Here is a 14,830-nt window from a genome sequence, read left to right as displayed (position 1 = left end):
AGTTTATTCACTATTCGTTATTCCCTATGCCCCATCTCTATTCTTCCAGTAAACTTCTCAACATCCAAGCTGTCTTTTCGTGTACTTGCATCCGTTGAGTTAATAAATCGGCAGTAGGTTCGTCGTTAACTTCCTCTACCACAGGAAAAATAGACCGTGCAGTTCGGACTACGGCTTCTTGTCCTTCCACTAGTAAACCGATCATTTCCACAGCTTTAGGAACCCCGGGAGTTTCTGGAATCGAACTCAGTTTGGCATATTCGCTGTAGGTTCCCGGTGCGGGATACCCAAGCGCTCTAATTCTCTCGGCTATTAAATCAACTGCTAAAGCTAATTCTGTATACTGGGTTTCAAACATCAAATGCAATGTTTGGAACATCGGCCCCGTTACATTCCAATGGAAGTTATGAGTCTTCAGATAAAGTGTATAAGTGTCAGCCAACAGCCGAGATAAACCCTCGGCAATTTTAGCCCTACTCACCTCGTCAATGCCTATATTTACATTATTGACTGTTACTTTCGATGACATAATTTTCTCCTAATTAGGTTATATGTAATTGGGGATTAGGAATTGGGAATTGGGCATTGGGCATTGGGCATCGGGCATTAGTCAGGAGTTAGTAATTATTATTCTCCCTCTGCTCCCCCTGCCTCCCCTGCTCCCCCTGCTCCTTACTCCCTACTCCCATTCTCTATGCCAAGTGCATCTTTAAAACACTGCGGGGTGCTTTACGGACTCTGGCTAATACGGTTTCTTTGCCTAAACGCTGGCAAGCCTCATACCGATGGCAACCAGAAAAGCCATAATATTGTCCATCTACTTCTAGGACATCAATAGGTTCTTGCTGCCCAATCTCCGCAATCGATTCCATTAAGGCTTGTACTTTATTAGGATCGTTTGCACGGGGCAATGGCCGTTTTATTTGATTTAATGGAATTTCTTGGACTCTAACCATAAGGAGTTTATCCAACTAGTTCTGTTTTGTGTCTCTAAATAAATCATAATCGTTATGACTTCGTTTTGCAACTAGTATTTGGGGCAAAACTGGTAATGGTATCATTGGAGCACTCATGCGACAAAAAAACCGCGCTATAAAACAATTGGAAAATCAGCTCCAACACTACATTAAGGGGCAAAAGACGCTCTCTACGAGACGCTGCACGAACGAATACTCGCTAACGCTTCTCTCCGAGACGCTTCGCGAACGCTATCAGGTAGCCATGAAATTTTCATTTTGGCGTTTTTCCCACACTGTGCTGGCCGCATTTTGTCTATTGGGACTGAGTGCTGCATCAGGGCCTGAGAGTAACATCCAGGATATGGAGCTGAAAATTGGGATTGTGCAGCGATTTGGCTCACAACCCACAGGCAAGCTGCAACTCGAACCCACAAAAGGCGATCGCTTAAAGCTAAAATTTAAAGCGGGCAACAAACAACAAACCCTAGTTACCAAGAACCCTGTAAAGCTGGAAACAGTCATGCAGGCTTTACCTCAGCCAACGGTTGAGGAAGTAGTAGTTTTGGGCATATTTCGCACCTTTGAAACTGCGGAAGACAGTGCTAATAAATGGCGTTCTCAAGGAATAGAAGTGGAAATAGCCCAGCCAGAACGCTGGCAGGTTTGGGCAAAACGAGATGTTTATAGCACTCCTTTACTGCGACGCTTACTATTGCAAAACATCCAAGCTTCTACCAATGAAAAAGTATATCTTGATACTAAAATTTTAAAACAAGTGCCGCGAGTTAGTTGGGTGGTGGATGATAACCGCTATAGCCCGAATGATTTAGAAATCACTACCGATAAAAACTTGATTCGGGTGAATAAAAGCGAAAAACCAGAGACTGCTCGTCTTTATGCCGGGCGACTGAATTTGCAGCCCAATGCTTATGGCACATACACTTTAGTTAACCAAGTGCCTTTAGAAACTTATTTGCGTGGGGTTGTGCCTTACGAGATAGGTACAGATGCACCAACAGCAGCGCTGGAAGCCCAAGCAATTCTCGCTCGGACTTATGCTTTAAGAAATTTACGCAGGTTCGCCGCAGATAACTATCAATTGTGTGCTGATACTCACTGTCAAGTTTATTATGGGCTGAATGGAGCAGCTGCTAAAACAGACCAAGCGATCGCCTCAACCAGGGGTAAGGTAGTAACCTATAAAAACGAACTAGTAGATGCCCTTTATTCTTCCACCACTGGCGGCGTTACTGCTTCCTTCAGTGATGTCTGGAATGGCGATGATCGTGCCTATCTGCGCCCTGTACTGGATGCTGCAACTAATTTTTGGAATTTGTCTAAGCAGAGTTTAGCAGATGAAAAGAATTTCCAAAAATTTATTAATATCCAACAAGGATTTAATGAAAGCAAGTGGGATATGTTTCGTTGGCACAAGGAAACCTCTTTAGAGGATATTACCAAGGACTTGCAGAAATTTTTGCAGGTGAAAAACAGTCCCCATGCCAAATTTAAGACAATTCAGGCTATGGCAGTAGTGAAGCGAAGCCAGAGTGGACGCATCCTTGAACTTGCCGTTAAAACTGATAACAGTACCTTTGTTCTCCAGAAAGACGAAGTTCGGAGTGCCTTTGCTGCCCCTAGAAGTACGTTATTTTACATAGAACCCTTAAACAAAGGCAAACCTGAACTGTGGGGATACGCCTTTATTGGTGGTGGATTAGGACATGGAGTCGGCTTGAGTCAAACTGGCGCTCAAAATTTAGCTAAATTAGGTTGGTCAAGTCCAAAAATTCTCCAATTCTACTATCCTGGTACTCAGATCCAGACTCTCAGCAAAGAGACTAAACTTTGAGATAATCAATATTTAAGGTGTATCTATTTTCAGTTAAGAATCGGGAGTCAACAAAAAGTCAAGGGGAGGCAGCGCGGTCTTCTTCCAACGCAAAATAGCCGGTCGTAAGAAGCTGGTGTGTTTTCCTGCTGCACGGCCCTCGCAGTGGGGAAACTCCATGATCAAAAAATCAAGCAGGAACACAAAATTTCCTGTGTTCTTGCTCAACATGAAATTAGGCTTTTTGTCAAAGTCGCTTTATAGACACTGCATTGAAAGGGCGTTGACACAATATGCGGTGCTTCTATTTTTTCAACGTTAGTAACTCTTGCAAGAGATTTATTGTTGAGGTTCTTAACTCTTAGTAGAGTTCTTCTTCTTTGTGAGTTTCAATTGTAAGGTCAGAGGTAGGGTAGGCGACACAGGTGAGTACATATCCAGCTTCTATTTGATCGTCATCTAAGAATGACTGGTCACCCTGATCAACAGTACCCTTTACGAGTTTACCTGCACAGGTCGAGCAAGCACCAGCGCGGCAAGAATAGGGCAGGTCAAGACCAGCTTCTTCGGCAGCGTCTAGAATATAAGTATCGTCATCAACGTCAAGGGTTGTGTTTAGTCCTTCGGCCTCGTTGATTAGCGTTACTTTATAACTTGGCATTGAGTAATCCTCTCTTTTGCAAACGGTAGTATAAGTTATCTTTAGGCAAAGGTTACGGCTATTCTATGGGAGTAGCCGTTGGTTCAAATTTGCTTCAATTCTGATACTACGAGAAAAATTAAATTATGTAACTGGAAATTGAACCCGATTAGTAATGAAATTTAGTTACTTAATCCTGATAAGTTTTATTTATATTATTTACTGCCCTAGTGGGGATGTAATTAGAAAAACTTATCTTAATAGATAAAAAATATGAATAGTATTAATGCCACCGATTTTTATAGCACTTACGCAGAAGAGATCGTTGACTTCCCTTTAAAATCATGGCTGCTTCATTCGCTCAAGTAGAGATTTTCTCAATATCATGAGCGAGAAATAAGCTTTGAGTTGGTAATCTAAAAAATACCGTAGCAACTCCGTAAATTTAAATGCAACCGTCATCTAACCAATCTGAAAAGCTGGTTGCAAATTATACATTTATGATTATGAACGCCTTCATGCTTTCGTGATTAGAGTTTTGAAAACACGCTCTAGTACCAATGTTGTAGAGTCTAAACTGGTGAAGTCATTCGATTCCCCATAAAGAGAAAACTTCACCACTAGAAGCGTGAAAGAATCAAAAACAGAACTAGTCAGGATCATGTATAATTCAGAAGCAGCTTTGGAAAAAGCAAGAGTGCGTGTAGGTTTGGTGGGTACTGGGTATGCGGCAAAGTTTCGAGCTAAAGCATTGCTCCATGATGAGCGATCGCGATCACAGTTAATAGCAGCTGTTGGTCATACCGCAGAAAAAACAGAAACCTTTGCCAAAGAGTACGAGATTGAGGCATTGAGTTCTTGGCAAGAGCTAGTAGAACGGCAAGATATAGACCTAGTCGTGATTTGCACTATTAATCGAGATCATGGTGCGATCGCTCGTGCAGCACTTACCAACGGCAAAGATGTGATTGTAGAGTATCCTCTTTCCTTGGATGTAGTCGAAGCTGAAGAATTGATTGCCTTAGCCAAAGCACAACAAAAACTCCTGCACGTTGAACACCTGGAACTTTTGGGTGGTTTGCATCAAGCCTTGAAGCAAAACTTAGCCAAAATTGGTGAAGTGTTTTATGTTCGTTACAGCACCATCAATCCCCAGAACCCTGCACCCCGTAAATGGACTTATAACCACGATTTATTCGGTTTTCCCTTAATTGGTGCCTTGTCTCGCATACATCGTCTTACAGATTTATTTGGTAAAGTATTTACAGTTAACTGTCACCAACGATATGGACAAATAGAACCAGAATACTACCAAAGCTGTTTTTGCACTAGTGAACTCTCCTTTGACAGTGGGCTTTTAGCTCAAGTAGTCTACGGCAAAGGTGAAAGTCTTTGGAAATCAGAACGCAAGTTTGAAGTTCACGGTGAAAAAGGTGGTTTAATTTTTGATGGTGACACAGGAATTTTCATCCAGCCAGGGGAAACAACACCTATAGAAGTTGGCCCTCGCCGGGGTTTGTTCGCCAAAGATACGAGTATGGTGTTAGACCATCTTTTTGATGGTACTCCTTTATACGTTACCCCAGAGGAGAGCTTGTATACCCTAAAGGTTGCTGAAGCTGCACAAAGAGCTGCAAAGACAGGGTTAACTATGTTTATGAAAAATATCTAGATAAAAGTTAATGAAAACCGAACTAATTGTTATTTTATCCCAACGAGAATTAGACAAAATGCGGCAAGCTGGACGTTTAGCAGCTAAACTTCTCCAGCATCTCGAACCGTTTGTGAAGCCAGGGGTTAGCACTCTTGAACTAAATGATGAAGCCGAACGTTGGACGCAAGCGCATGGAGCGAAAAGCGCACCCCTTGGCTATAAGGGCTATCCTAAATCGATTTGCACCAGTGTAAATGAGGTAATTTGTCATGGCATTCCCAATGCCAAGCAAATCCTTAAGGAAGGTGACATTATTAATATTGATGTAACGCCTATTCTTGAAGGCTATCACGGTGATACATCTAAGACATTCTTTGTCGGTACCCCTTCCCCAAAAACGAGAAAGCTGGTAGAGGTAACAGAAGAGTGTTTGCGCTTGGGTATTGCTGAAGTTAAACCTGGGGCACGTATTGGAGATATTGGTGCAGCTATTCAAGAGTATGCTGAAGGACAAGGCTTTTCTGTAGTGCGAGATTTCGTTGGACACGGTATTAGTAATATTTTCCATACTGCGCCGGATGTTCCCCACTATGGCACACGCGGTAAGGGCAAGCGCCTCAGACCAGGAATGGTTTTTACTATTGAGCCAATGATTAACGAAGGCACTTACGAAGTCGAGGTTCTGGCCGATAAGTGGACTGCTGTAACGCGCGATCGCAAGCTTTCTGCTCAATGTGAGCATACCTTAGCTGTAACTGAAGATGGCGTTGAAATTCTTACTCTTCCAGAAGGCAAAAATTATTGGGCTGTATAATAACAAGAAGGCTCATCTATACCTGAACCTAGCACCCTTCAAATTGCTTGAAGCTTTGTAAATAGTAGTATTATGGCTTTTTGGTAAACTCCTGAAATACTGTGAATTTCGGGTGGTGTTGGGTTAAAAAAGAAACATGAAAATTATCAAACCCATCACCAATTGGTTAGAAACCCGTGCTTGTGCCCCTGCATACGGCGGTTGGGTACTAGCAGCTACGGCTATTTGTTTTTTTGGAGCAGGTATTAATACGATGGCTGGTTGGCTGTACGCCATTAGCGGCATTAGTTTTGCCCTTTTGGGTGTAGCAGCTATCTTACCGCCGCGATCGCTTACAGGTCTATCCATCACCCGTCGTCCCATGCAACCTGTGTCAGTCGGTGATGATCTAACTGTGGAATTAGAAATCCGCAATCAGACACAGCAGCCTGTAAGCTTGTTGCAAATCGAAGATATATTACCTTTCATCTTAGGTAAACCAGTACAAAAAGCAATCGAAACGATTCCTAGCCAAGGTAGTTACCGTTGGATATATTACCACCCTACCCAGCGCCGGGGGGTTTATCGTTGGCATACAGTCGAACTAGGTTCTGGTGCGCCTTTGGGGTTGTTTTGGTGTCGCCGTCAGCGTGATTGTGCTGCTACAGCGATCGTCTATCCTACAGTGTTACCCTTGGCTACCTGCCCCCTGGTAGACGAAATGGGACAAGAAGAGAGCAAAAGGGGCGATCCTCGTGGTAGACCCTTGCAGACAGCGACAACGGGACTGGTGCGATCGCTCCGTCCTTATCGTCTAGGAGATCCCACTCGTCTGATTCACTGGCGGACTAGCGCCCGCTATGGAGAATTAAGGGTGCGGGAGTTAGAAATGGTGACAGGTGGACAAGAGATAGTTATTGCCCTTGACAGCGCTAGTAATTGGGAAGAAGAAAACTTTGAACAAGCAGTAATTGCCGCAGCATCACTGTACTTTTATGCACAGCAACAGCAATTACAGGTGCAACTATGGACAGCATTGACAGATTTAATCAAAGGCGATGCCTATGTTTTAGAAACCCTAGCAGCAACCAGAGCATTAGAAGATGCCAGTTCAGTAGTTCCTAAAAGCTATCCTTTGATTTGGCTGACTCAAAACCCCCAGAGCCTTGCTACTCTTCCTCAAGGCAGTCGCTGGGTTTTGTGGTCAAATATTTCCTCACCAGCAGAACAAGAGGTAATCAATTGGGAACATCCTGGTATAGTTTTGCAAAGCGATCGCCCACTGCAACCCCAACTCCAAAAAACATTACATTTAACGTAAGTTCGACAAGTCTTATTTGGCCTCTCCCCCAACCCCTCTCCGTGTCGGAGAGGGGGGCAAAAAGCTGAATTTTTCGTTGCTCCTCCCTTTGCGTTTTGAAGAGGGAGGCTGGGAGGGAGAGGTTCATCGAACTCACGTTATTCCCACATCCCAATAAACACTTTTTCTAATCGTCTCAATACCTGTTGCAGCATTTAAGAATGTGCTGCATTCAGATCGGGATTAGTTTTTCGAGCTTGGGTTAAAGCCTTACATTGAGATGCAAATGTTGCTCGCGGTGCATCAGCCGGAATCATGTATTCACAATTGATCCTACAAGCATCGATTCTGCATGACCTTGAGTTATACCAATCCTTCCTTTGTGCTAACGCAAAATCCCAAACCCTGCGAGATGTTTCTAGCCATGCGTCGTAGGTCTGGGACTGTTACTGCAAAAGTTTTAGGCGATAGATATAAGTTAGATTTAGCACATACCTATGATATCTTAAAAAGAATTTATCTGTTTTTAAAGCCAAATTTATTTGGCTCATTCGCTTGTATCCCCCGGCTGAACCACCGGGGCTTTACGCATCACGACTCGTAATTGGATAAAGTCGAGCTAAGGGGGTTAGATTTTTCGTGGCTTTTTTCAGATGACTAAATAATTATTAATTATTCGGTCAATCCAAAGATTCCATCCACCCAATACACTTGTGCATCTGCTGGCGTATGGTTTCCTTATCAGCATGAAACCTTCGCCCATGACCTGGTAGCACCCATTCAAAAGAATAATTAGCCAAGTTACGCATTGATTTAGTCTGTTCTGACCAAGAATACCAGCAGGCATTGTGGAATGCAGCTAGTTGGTGGAAGCTTTCTGACCAAGCGAGATGATCGCCAGTGAAGAGGAACTTATTTTTATAAAGTAAAACTGTGTGTCCTTTGGTGTGACCCGGAACTGGGATAATTAATAAATCTGGTGTCAAGGTAAATGGTTCAGAACCAGTTAGCTGTATTTCTACATTGCGAGTACCCGCAGTAATATCATCAACATGAAGGATGCGATCGCACTGAAAATGCTCGGCAAACTTTTGATGATCTGCCACATCATCCTTATGAGTTAGGTACATATAACGAATTGGCCCCATTTCTTCTAAACGCTTGACTAAAGGCGGCGTAAACCGGGGAGAATCCACCAAAATGTTACCTTCTGGAAGCTGAATTAAATAGCTAGCAGCACCATAAGATTTTTCAGAATGATAACCACAGTGGTAAATATTTTCTGTTACTAATATTGGAAAACTTTGTTGAACAGATTTGATATCTTTTGGTTTTTCAACAGTGCCAATAGAACTAGTAGGACAAGCTAAAAGTGCTTGCAGCGCTGCTAATCTTTCCGCCTCATTCGTTGGTTGATGATAAACAGCCGATTGATCATCAACATCATAAAATACTTCAGGAGCCATCCAGCGACAGGTATCGCAATCAATACAGGTAGTATCTACATAAAAATCGCCGTTGACATTTTGGGGACGACGCTGATTTAAATGAGCCATATTAATCCTTTTGCTTCCAGCCGCATACTGGGGAGCGATAAATCTTATATCACTACGCTAGCAAAAGTAACTTGAGACTGTAGCCGCCACTAGAAGTAAATCCGCTCAAAAATGTCAAGACTCATGAAACCCAGTAAGCATAAATTGGGAAAACTGAACATAGACACCATCTGCTTATTCCTAAATATGCTTTACTGTTCTAATTTCAGTTGTTCAAATCCGTTTAACCCTGATGACAATAAGTTTTGCATTAAGTGTGGACAAACACTTACACCATTATTTAGAAACCGTTTCCGAGTAATACGACTTTTGGGTGAGGGTGGATTTAGCAGAACTTATGAAGCCAGGGATGCAGATAGGATAGATGAACCTTGCGTAATTAAGCAATTTGTCCCTCAATTAGAAGGAACGGCTGCACTTGAGAAAGCAACGGAGTTATTTAAGCAAGAAGCGAAGCGTCTGTATGATTTGGGAGAACACCCACAAATTCCCCGTTTGATTGCTTATTTTGAACAGGATAAGCGGCTTTATTTGGTACAAGAGTTGATTGAAGGGCAGAATTTATTACAAGAATTGCAGCAGCAGGGAGCCTTTAGCGAAGAAAAGATAAAACAGCTTTTAAGTGATTTATTGCCTATCCTAAAGTTTATCCATGAACGCGGTGTAATTCACCGGGACATCAAGCCAGAAAACATTATGCGCCGTTTGGATGGCAAGTTAATATTAATTGATTTTGGTGTTTCTAAACAAATTACAAAAACTTTTGTAGGTGTTGGTACAACAGTAGGATCGCCTGGATATACACCATTAGAGCAAATGCGTGGTCAAGTTTTCCCTGCAAGTGACCTTTATAGTTTGGGTGTAACTTGTATTCGTTTATTAACCCAATGTTTACCAAAAGCAGATGGTTCTGATGAACTTTATGATGCGCTCAGGGGTTGCTGGATATGGAGAAAATACTTACCACAAGATAAAAGTATTACTCATGATTTTGGGCAAGTTTTAGATAAGTTAATTCAGGATTATGTGAAGGAACGCTATCAATCATCTGAGGAAGTAATAAAAACTATTAATGCTGTCAATTCTACATCTTATAAATCCAGATATAGAAAATATATAAAAACTACTACAGCTACTCAACCAAACTATCAAAGTTCGACCCATCATAATATAAATGAGGCGGTAACAGAAACTTTTCCTAGACTTAATGAGCTATTAGCTTCTGGCAGATGGCAAGACGCTAATGAAGAAACTTTCGATATCATGCTTAAAATAGCTGATAGAGAAAAGCAAGGTTCTCTATATTTAGAAGATATCGAAAAATTTTCTTGTGAAGACCTTTTTGCTATTGACTACCTTTGGAATAAATATAGCAACGGACACTTCGGTTTCAATGTACAAAAACAAATCTGGCAAAATATGAAGGGAAGTAAGGAGCCAGATTGGGAAGCTTGGTGTAGTTTTGGCTCGGAAGTAGGATGGTTGCGTTTTAAAATGGGAAGACAGAAATTATTGTTTTTTCTAGATTTATTTGAAGAAATGTCTCCTGTATGGTTTGATAACCTTATCTTCTCTATAAAAGCTCCAAAAGGTCATTTACCATGTTTTAGAATTACTGGGATGACATTAGTAGTGAGTTCGATTTTACTACGATGTGAAGAGTGTGGGCTTTAAAATCTAGTATTTATGGAAAGATTACCTATAACTGAAATTGTATTTCTCGTTAAATATGATCCAGATAGCGGTTATACAGCAGTAGCTCTAACTGAGTCAATTTTTACTCAGGCTGACGATATAGAAACACTACAGGAAATGGTTCATGATGCAGTTTACTGCCATTTTCCTAATGAACAACGCCGTTCCAAAATAATCTGGATACTGCTTTAAAACTCTGCGTCCCTCTGCGCTCAACTCCGCGTTCCTTTACGTTTTACTCCTCTTCCCAATATATAGACAACTTCGCCATGAAGTATCGGTAAAGTATGACCCAAACGCAATCCTAAAATAATCCATCCTTCAAGAGCATCTTGCAAATCTTCCCGGCAGCCTTCTAGTGTTGCAGCGTTTGCCCAAACTCCTTGACATTCTGGAATTTCGCTATAAAAAGTTCCATCCTCAAGCAACTCGTAGGTTGCTTTGTGCAATGCTGTACGAATGTAATTTGTCAACATTTAGATTCTTACAACTTCATTTAGCTTTTTAATCGATTTATCTATAGCAGTCCTAAATCATTCGTAAAAATTATATCTCTCTTTCTTTCTTCTTTCCTTTGCGTCCTTTGCGGTTCGTTTTCTAATCTATATTTTTCACAACGCAAATAGGATTGCTATATGACTGAAATTTTACTTTTAATCGCAAATCCACAAAACTCAAATTATTATATATTTTTTAATTTCTGAAAATGCGATCGCGCCCCTTTACCAAACGCGATCGCTAAATTTTCCATCCCCTAACCAATAAAATGCAGATGATTACTCACCACACTAATTAAATTATGGGTAACGGGAAGACTATCAACTACCATCCCCAGACACAACAGCATCATGTAGGAGATCGAAAAGAGAAACAACTCTTTAGCTACAGCACGATCCTCTGGATTTTGCAACAAGCGCCAAGATTTGTGGATAAATAATCCTCCCAGAATGACAGCGATCGCAGCATAAAGAATTCCACTTGCGCCCAAGGGATATACCAATAAAACAGTTGCAAATACTGTTATCAGTGTGTAGTACCAAATCTGCTTCACTGTTGCCGTAGTACCTTCAATCACAGGTAACATTGGTATCCCAACTTTTGCGTAGTCATCTTTAATCATCAGAGCTAGCGCCCAGAAATGGGGTGGTGTCCATAAAAAGACGATCGCAAAAATCAGCCATGCTGACCAGCTTAATGTGCCTGTGACAGCAGCCCAACCCACTAAAGCCGGAATTGCCCCAGCCGCACCACCAACAACGATATTCTGAGGGGTGTGGCGTTTTAGCCAGTGGGTATAAACCAAAATATAAAAGACGATGCCAGAGAAGGCTAGCAGGGCGGCTAACAGATTGGCAAATACTGCTAGGAGTGTAAAGGAAATCGTTGCCAGTGCGATCGCAAAAATTAGAGCATCGCGTGGCTGCACCTTACCCGAAGGCATCGGACGATGGCGCGTCCGCTCCATGTCATAATCAATATCCCGGTCATAGATACAGTTAATCGTTTGGGCGCTTGCAGCAGCCAAAGTGCCACCAGTGAGAGTTACTAGCAACAGCAATGGGTCTACTTCTCCCTTAGCAGCAATCCACATACTCCCAGCCGTGGTAATCAAAAGCAACGGAATAATCCGAGGCTTGGTTAGCTGGTAATAACTTTGAACTACCTGTAGAAATGTTTGGTGGTGGCGAGAGACATTAGTCTCAATCATTTTGGCTCTGGTTCCTTATTTTTCAACAACTTATATGCAGCCCCCGCTCAAGGTGGCTCTTTCAGGCAAATGAAACACAGATTTTCTGCACCTGCGTGGGTCGCAATACTCGCCGTTGCGGCCATAATTTAGTGCTGAGTTAGGAGAGACGCGATTAATCGCGTCTGTACAGGAGTTAGGAGTTAGAAATTTTTCCTTCCGTTACTCCCCCTGTTCCCTCACTCCATACTCAGCAGTCATTGCTCAACACTGTGATGTCGCGGCTAGTAGCCCAGTCACGCAGTGCGAGAACTGTGAAAGCCACCAAAGTACCCAGCAAAGCAGCTCCTATAGCTTGATGAGAGACGGTGAGAGGCTCAACTTGGAGGTGTAATTTGAAAGTGGCGAATCCCAACAAGATTTGTAAGGTTAACAACCCACCAGCTATATTTGCCAGTCGCCGTAAGGCTGGATGTAGTGCTGGTGTCCGCCAACAGATAAATACCATTGCCAAGGTTGCCACTGTTGGCGGTACCAAACCAGCAATATGGCTGTACATTACCGTACAAAGTTGAGAACCGCCGAGGCATTGGTGTAGCGCCCAGCGAGAGCCTACCAAAGCACCTAGCAAACTTTGCAGGTAAACCAGAACAGCAGCAGTTAAACCGACCCAAGGCAACTTACCAATGGTTCCAGTCCCCTGATAGGGCGTGAGCGCTGTGCCGATAATCAGGAGGGTGCTAAAAAACAACAGTGCCGTTCCTAAATGAGCGGTAACAATATCAAACCGCAACAGTTCGGTGACGGTGAGTCCTCCTAAAATGGCTTGGAAGACGATTATAAACAGGGCAAATGTGGATGCCCAAGGCAGCCAAGAGGGTAAGACACGACGATGCCACCAGGACAAGCCGAAAAGTGCGATCGCGCTTACACCAATTAAAGCTGCATCTAATCTATGAAACCACTCCAGAAACACCTGGAGATTCATTTGCTTGGCTGGCACCAGTTCGCCATAACATAAGGGCCAATCTGGGCAAGCAAGTCCAGCATTCATCACGCGGGTGGCACTGCCTATTGCCATCAAAATTAAGGTGGCTATGCATATTTTCCACACCAAGCGACGAATCATTTCCTTGGGCTTTTGCTGCTGAAGCGCCGCTTCATTTTGTTGTTGTAGGACAAATTCGCTCATGAATGATACCTTCTGCCCGCTCTTGGTGGCTCTCTTAAAATTTTCAATTTTCTTTTAGCGTCCTATCTTCACCCTAGCGTATAGGCTAAAGGTTTAGAGATTAGCACTCACTTATACTTTGAATCACTCCAGAAAGGTTTTGCCTGAAGCTTTAGGTATTTTTCAAGATGTGAAAAATTGATTAATTACAATTAATTTAAGCATCCTAAATTTTTTCTTAAATTTTTCCACTGATTGACATCTACTTTTGGCAGTATCTAATAGTCACCTTGTACCCAAAATTAGTAAAATAGTTAAAAAACTTAATAAAAAATTCAGACCTTTGGACTCTATGCCTTCCAGCCTAGACTACCTTAGTAAGTGAGTAGCTTTAAAATAATGTAGTAAATTCAATTAAGTAAGCCGTGAAGATTCCAAGTTCAATCTGGACATTACTGATTGGCATCGTGCTAACGCTAGTCAGCCTTTGGTACGGTCAAAATCATGGTCTGTTGCCAGCAGCAGCAAGCGATGAAGCCGTATTAGTGGATGGACTATTCAACGCGATGATGATCATTTCTACAGGTATATTCCTGCTAGTTGAAGGTATTTTAATTTACTCTGCATTTCAATACCGTCGGCGTGCAGGTGATAACGAAGACGGCCCACCAGTTGAGGGCAATGTACCTTTAGAAATCCTCTGGACGGCGATCCCAGCAATTATCGTTATCGGCATTTCTGTTTACAGCTTTGATGTGTACAACGAAATCGGTGGCTTCGATCCCCATGCTATTCATGAAGCGCCGATGATGAACCAGGAGTCAATGGCAATGCCTGGAAGTGCGATGGCGGCAACTTTAAGTGATACTCCTCCTAGCACCGAACCCAACCTCAATCAAGAAAAATCTGATGAGGCAATGCAAGACCCAGCTACCGCAGAAGTCCGCAATGCTGACCAAATTCCCCAAAAGCGGGATGCTTCTGGTGTCGGTAGTGTTGCTCCGACAATTGGGGGAACTCCTGATAAAGCAGGCAAACCAGCAGGATTACAGGTTAATGTCACAGGCCTACAATATGCCTGGATTTTCACTTATCCTGAAACTGGTATAACTACAGGTGAAATGCACGTACCCATCGGGCGAGAAGTGCAAATTAATATGACAGCCAACGATGTCATCCATGCCTTTTGGGTTCCAGAGTTCCGCCTGAAACAAGATGCGATCCCAGGTAGGCAAAGCGAGATTCGCTTCACCCCCAATAAAGCAGGAGATTATACCCTGATATGTGCTGAACTTTGTGGCCCCTACCACGGTGCAATGAGAGCGCCAATAGTCGTTGAGCCAGAAGAAGCATTTGACAAATGGGTTCAAGAACAGCTAGTTGCCAGCAAAGAAACACTTAATCAAGCCGTTGCTGTTAACCCTGCGAATCTATCCCCAAATGAATTTCTTGCTCCTTACACCAAGGACATGGGAATTAAGCCAGAAATCCTCCATCAAGTTCACCATTAGTCATTGGTCATTGGTCATTAGTCATTAGTCATT

14 protein-coding genes are annotated in these 14,830 nt (G+C 42.6%); 7 read left to right on the top strand and 7 right to left on the bottom strand.

Annotated features, from left to right (window positions below):
- Window positions 1-37: 37 nt before the first annotated feature.
- Both H6G96_RS11790 and H6G96_RS11785 read right to left on the bottom strand, forming a co-directional pair.
- Entirely contained in the window at window positions 38-529 is a 492-nt protein-coding gene (locus H6G96_RS11790) for a Dps family protein (protein ID WP_190911627.1), read from the bottom strand.
- Between the two features lie 163 nt (window positions 530-692).
- A complete protein-coding gene (locus H6G96_RS11785) occupies window positions 693-956 on the bottom strand; it encodes a sulfiredoxin (RefSeq protein ID WP_012410090.1) in 264 nt (87 codons plus the stop codon).
- Window positions 957-1,221: 265 nt separating this feature from the next.
- On the opposite strand from H6G96_RS11785, the gene H6G96_RS11780 reads away from it, so the two are divergent.
- A complete protein-coding gene (locus H6G96_RS11780) occupies window positions 1,222-2,811 on the top strand; it encodes a SpoIID/LytB domain-containing protein (protein ID WP_242063255.1) in 1,590 nt (529 codons plus the stop codon).
- A gap of 340 nt (window positions 2,812-3,151) precedes the next feature.
- On the opposite strand, the gene H6G96_RS11775 is transcribed toward H6G96_RS11780, so the two are convergent.
- A complete protein-coding gene (locus H6G96_RS11775) occupies window positions 3,152-3,451 on the bottom strand; it encodes a ferredoxin (protein WP_190729920.1) in 300 nt (99 codons plus the stop codon).
- Window positions 3,452-4,091: 640 nt separating this feature from the next.
- On the opposite strand from H6G96_RS11775, the gene H6G96_RS11770 reads away from it, so the two are divergent.
- The 3 genes from H6G96_RS11770 (at window position 4,092) to H6G96_RS11760 (ending at window position 7,198) form a co-directional block, all read left to right on the top strand.
- A complete protein-coding gene (locus H6G96_RS11770) occupies window positions 4,092-5,102 on the top strand; it encodes a Gfo/Idh/MocA family oxidoreductase (RefSeq protein ID WP_190911801.1) in 1,011 nt (336 codons plus the stop codon).
- 10 nt (window positions 5,103-5,112) lie between these two features.
- Window positions 5,113-5,898 carry a type I methionyl aminopeptidase gene (map, locus tag H6G96_RS11765; protein WP_190729922.1) on the top strand — a complete coding sequence of 262 codons (786 nt, stop codon included), beginning with the start codon at window positions 5,113-5,115 and terminating at the stop codon, window positions 5,896-5,898.
- Window positions 5,899-6,034: 136 nt separating this feature from the next.
- Complete coding sequence (locus H6G96_RS11760) at window positions 6,035-7,198, top strand: DUF58 domain-containing protein (RefSeq protein WP_190911625.1); 1,164 nt, start codon at window positions 6,035-6,037, stop codon at window positions 7,196-7,198.
- 659 nt (window positions 7,199-7,857) lie between these two features.
- On the opposite strand, the gene H6G96_RS11755 is transcribed toward H6G96_RS11760, so the two are convergent.
- Complete coding sequence (locus H6G96_RS11755) at window positions 7,858-8,733, bottom strand: MBL fold metallo-hydrolase (RefSeq protein ID WP_190911624.1); 876 nt, start codon at window positions 8,731-8,733, stop codon at window positions 7,858-7,860.
- 123 nt (window positions 8,734-8,856) lie between these two features.
- Here H6G96_RS11755 and H6G96_RS11750 point away from each other — a divergent pair, with 123 nt between their 5' ends.
- Together H6G96_RS11750 and H6G96_RS11745 are read left to right on the top strand one after the other, a co-directional pair.
- The gene (locus tag H6G96_RS11750; protein WP_199339505.1) at window positions 8,857-10,407 is read left to right on the top strand and encodes a serine/threonine-protein kinase; all 1,551 of its coding nucleotides are present in this window, start codon (window positions 8,857-8,859) and stop codon (window positions 10,405-10,407) included.
- A 12-nt stretch (window positions 10,408-10,419) separates the two neighbouring features.
- Entirely contained in the window at window positions 10,420-10,620 is a 201-nt protein-coding gene (locus H6G96_RS11745; protein WP_190911623.1) for a 2-oxoisovalerate dehydrogenase E1 subunit beta, read from the top strand.
- A 20-nt stretch (window positions 10,621-10,640) separates the two neighbouring features.
- Here the strand turns inward: H6G96_RS11745 and H6G96_RS11740 are convergent, their stop codons facing one another.
- The 3 genes from H6G96_RS11740 to H6G96_RS11730 all read right to left on the bottom strand — a co-directional run bounded on the left by H6G96_RS11740 (window position 10,641) and on the right by H6G96_RS11730 (window position 13,307).
- On the bottom strand, window positions 10,641-10,904 hold the full coding sequence (locus tag H6G96_RS11740; RefSeq protein ID WP_190911622.1) for a type II toxin-antitoxin system HicB family antitoxin: 264 nt from the start codon (window positions 10,902-10,904) through the stop codon (window positions 10,641-10,643).
- A 278-nt stretch (window positions 10,905-11,182) separates the two neighbouring features.
- A complete protein-coding gene (locus H6G96_RS11735; RefSeq protein ID WP_190911621.1) occupies window positions 11,183-12,136 on the bottom strand; it encodes a heme o synthase in 954 nt (317 codons plus the stop codon).
- Between the two features lie 229 nt (window positions 12,137-12,365).
- Window positions 12,366-13,307, bottom strand: a complete 942-nt coding sequence (locus H6G96_RS11730) for a heme A synthase (protein ID WP_190911620.1) — start codon at window positions 13,305-13,307, stop codon at window positions 12,366-12,368.
- Between the two features lie 404 nt (window positions 13,308-13,711).
- Here H6G96_RS11730 and H6G96_RS11725 point away from each other — a divergent pair, with 404 nt between their 5' ends.
- The gene (locus H6G96_RS11725; protein WP_190911619.1) at window positions 13,712-14,797 is read left to right on the top strand and encodes a cytochrome c oxidase subunit II; all 1,086 of its coding nucleotides are present in this window, start codon (window positions 13,712-13,714) and stop codon (window positions 14,795-14,797) included.
- Window positions 14,798-14,830 lie beyond the last annotated feature (33 nt).

Origin of the sequence: Nostoc sp. FACHB-892 (assembly GCF_014698795.1) — a bacterium.
Classification (GTDB): Bacteria; Cyanobacteriota; Cyanobacteriia; order Cyanobacteriales; family Nostocaceae; genus Nostoc.
Note: the sequence above shows the minus strand (reverse complement) of the source record. Positions and strands in the feature narration are given on the sequence as shown.

Coding starts and splice junctions, on each gene's coding strand:
- H6G96_RS11790 (WP_190911627.1), bottom strand. CDS start 529: ATGTCATCGAAAGTAACAGTCAATAATGTAAATATAGGCATTGACGAG.
- H6G96_RS11785 (WP_012410090.1), bottom strand. CDS start 956: ATGGTTAGAGTCCAAGAAATTCCATTAAATCAAATAAAACGGCCATTG.
- H6G96_RS11780 (WP_242063255.1), top strand. CDS start 1,222: ATGAAATTTTCATTTTGGCGTTTTTCCCACACTGTGCTGGCCGCATTT.
- H6G96_RS11775 (WP_190729920.1), bottom strand. CDS start 3,451: ATGCCAAGTTATAAAGTAACGCTAATCAACGAGGCCGAAGGACTAAAC.
- H6G96_RS11770 (WP_190911801.1), top strand. CDS start 4,092: ATGTATAATTCAGAAGCAGCTTTGGAAAAAGCAAGAGTGCGTGTAGGT.
- map (WP_190729922.1), top strand. CDS start 5,113: ATGAAAACCGAACTAATTGTTATTTTATCCCAACGAGAATTAGACAAA.
- H6G96_RS11760 (WP_190911625.1), top strand. CDS start 6,035: ATGAAAATTATCAAACCCATCACCAATTGGTTAGAAACCCGTGCTTGT.
- H6G96_RS11755 (WP_190911624.1), bottom strand. CDS start 8,733: ATGGCTCATTTAAATCAGCGTCGTCCCCAAAATGTCAACGGCGATTTT.
- H6G96_RS11750 (WP_199339505.1), top strand. CDS start 8,857: ATGAAACCCAGTAAGCATAAATTGGGAAAACTGAACATAGACACCATC.
- H6G96_RS11745 (WP_190911623.1), top strand. CDS start 10,420: ATGGAAAGATTACCTATAACTGAAATTGTATTTCTCGTTAAATATGAT.
- H6G96_RS11740 (WP_190911622.1), bottom strand. CDS start 10,904: ATGTTGACAAATTACATTCGTACAGCATTGCACAAAGCAACCTACGAG.
- H6G96_RS11735 (WP_190911621.1), bottom strand. CDS start 12,136: ATGATTGAGACTAATGTCTCTCGCCACCACCAAACATTTCTACAGGTA.
- H6G96_RS11730 (WP_190911620.1), bottom strand. CDS start 13,307: ATGAGCGAATTTGTCCTACAACAACAAAATGAAGCGGCGCTTCAGCAG.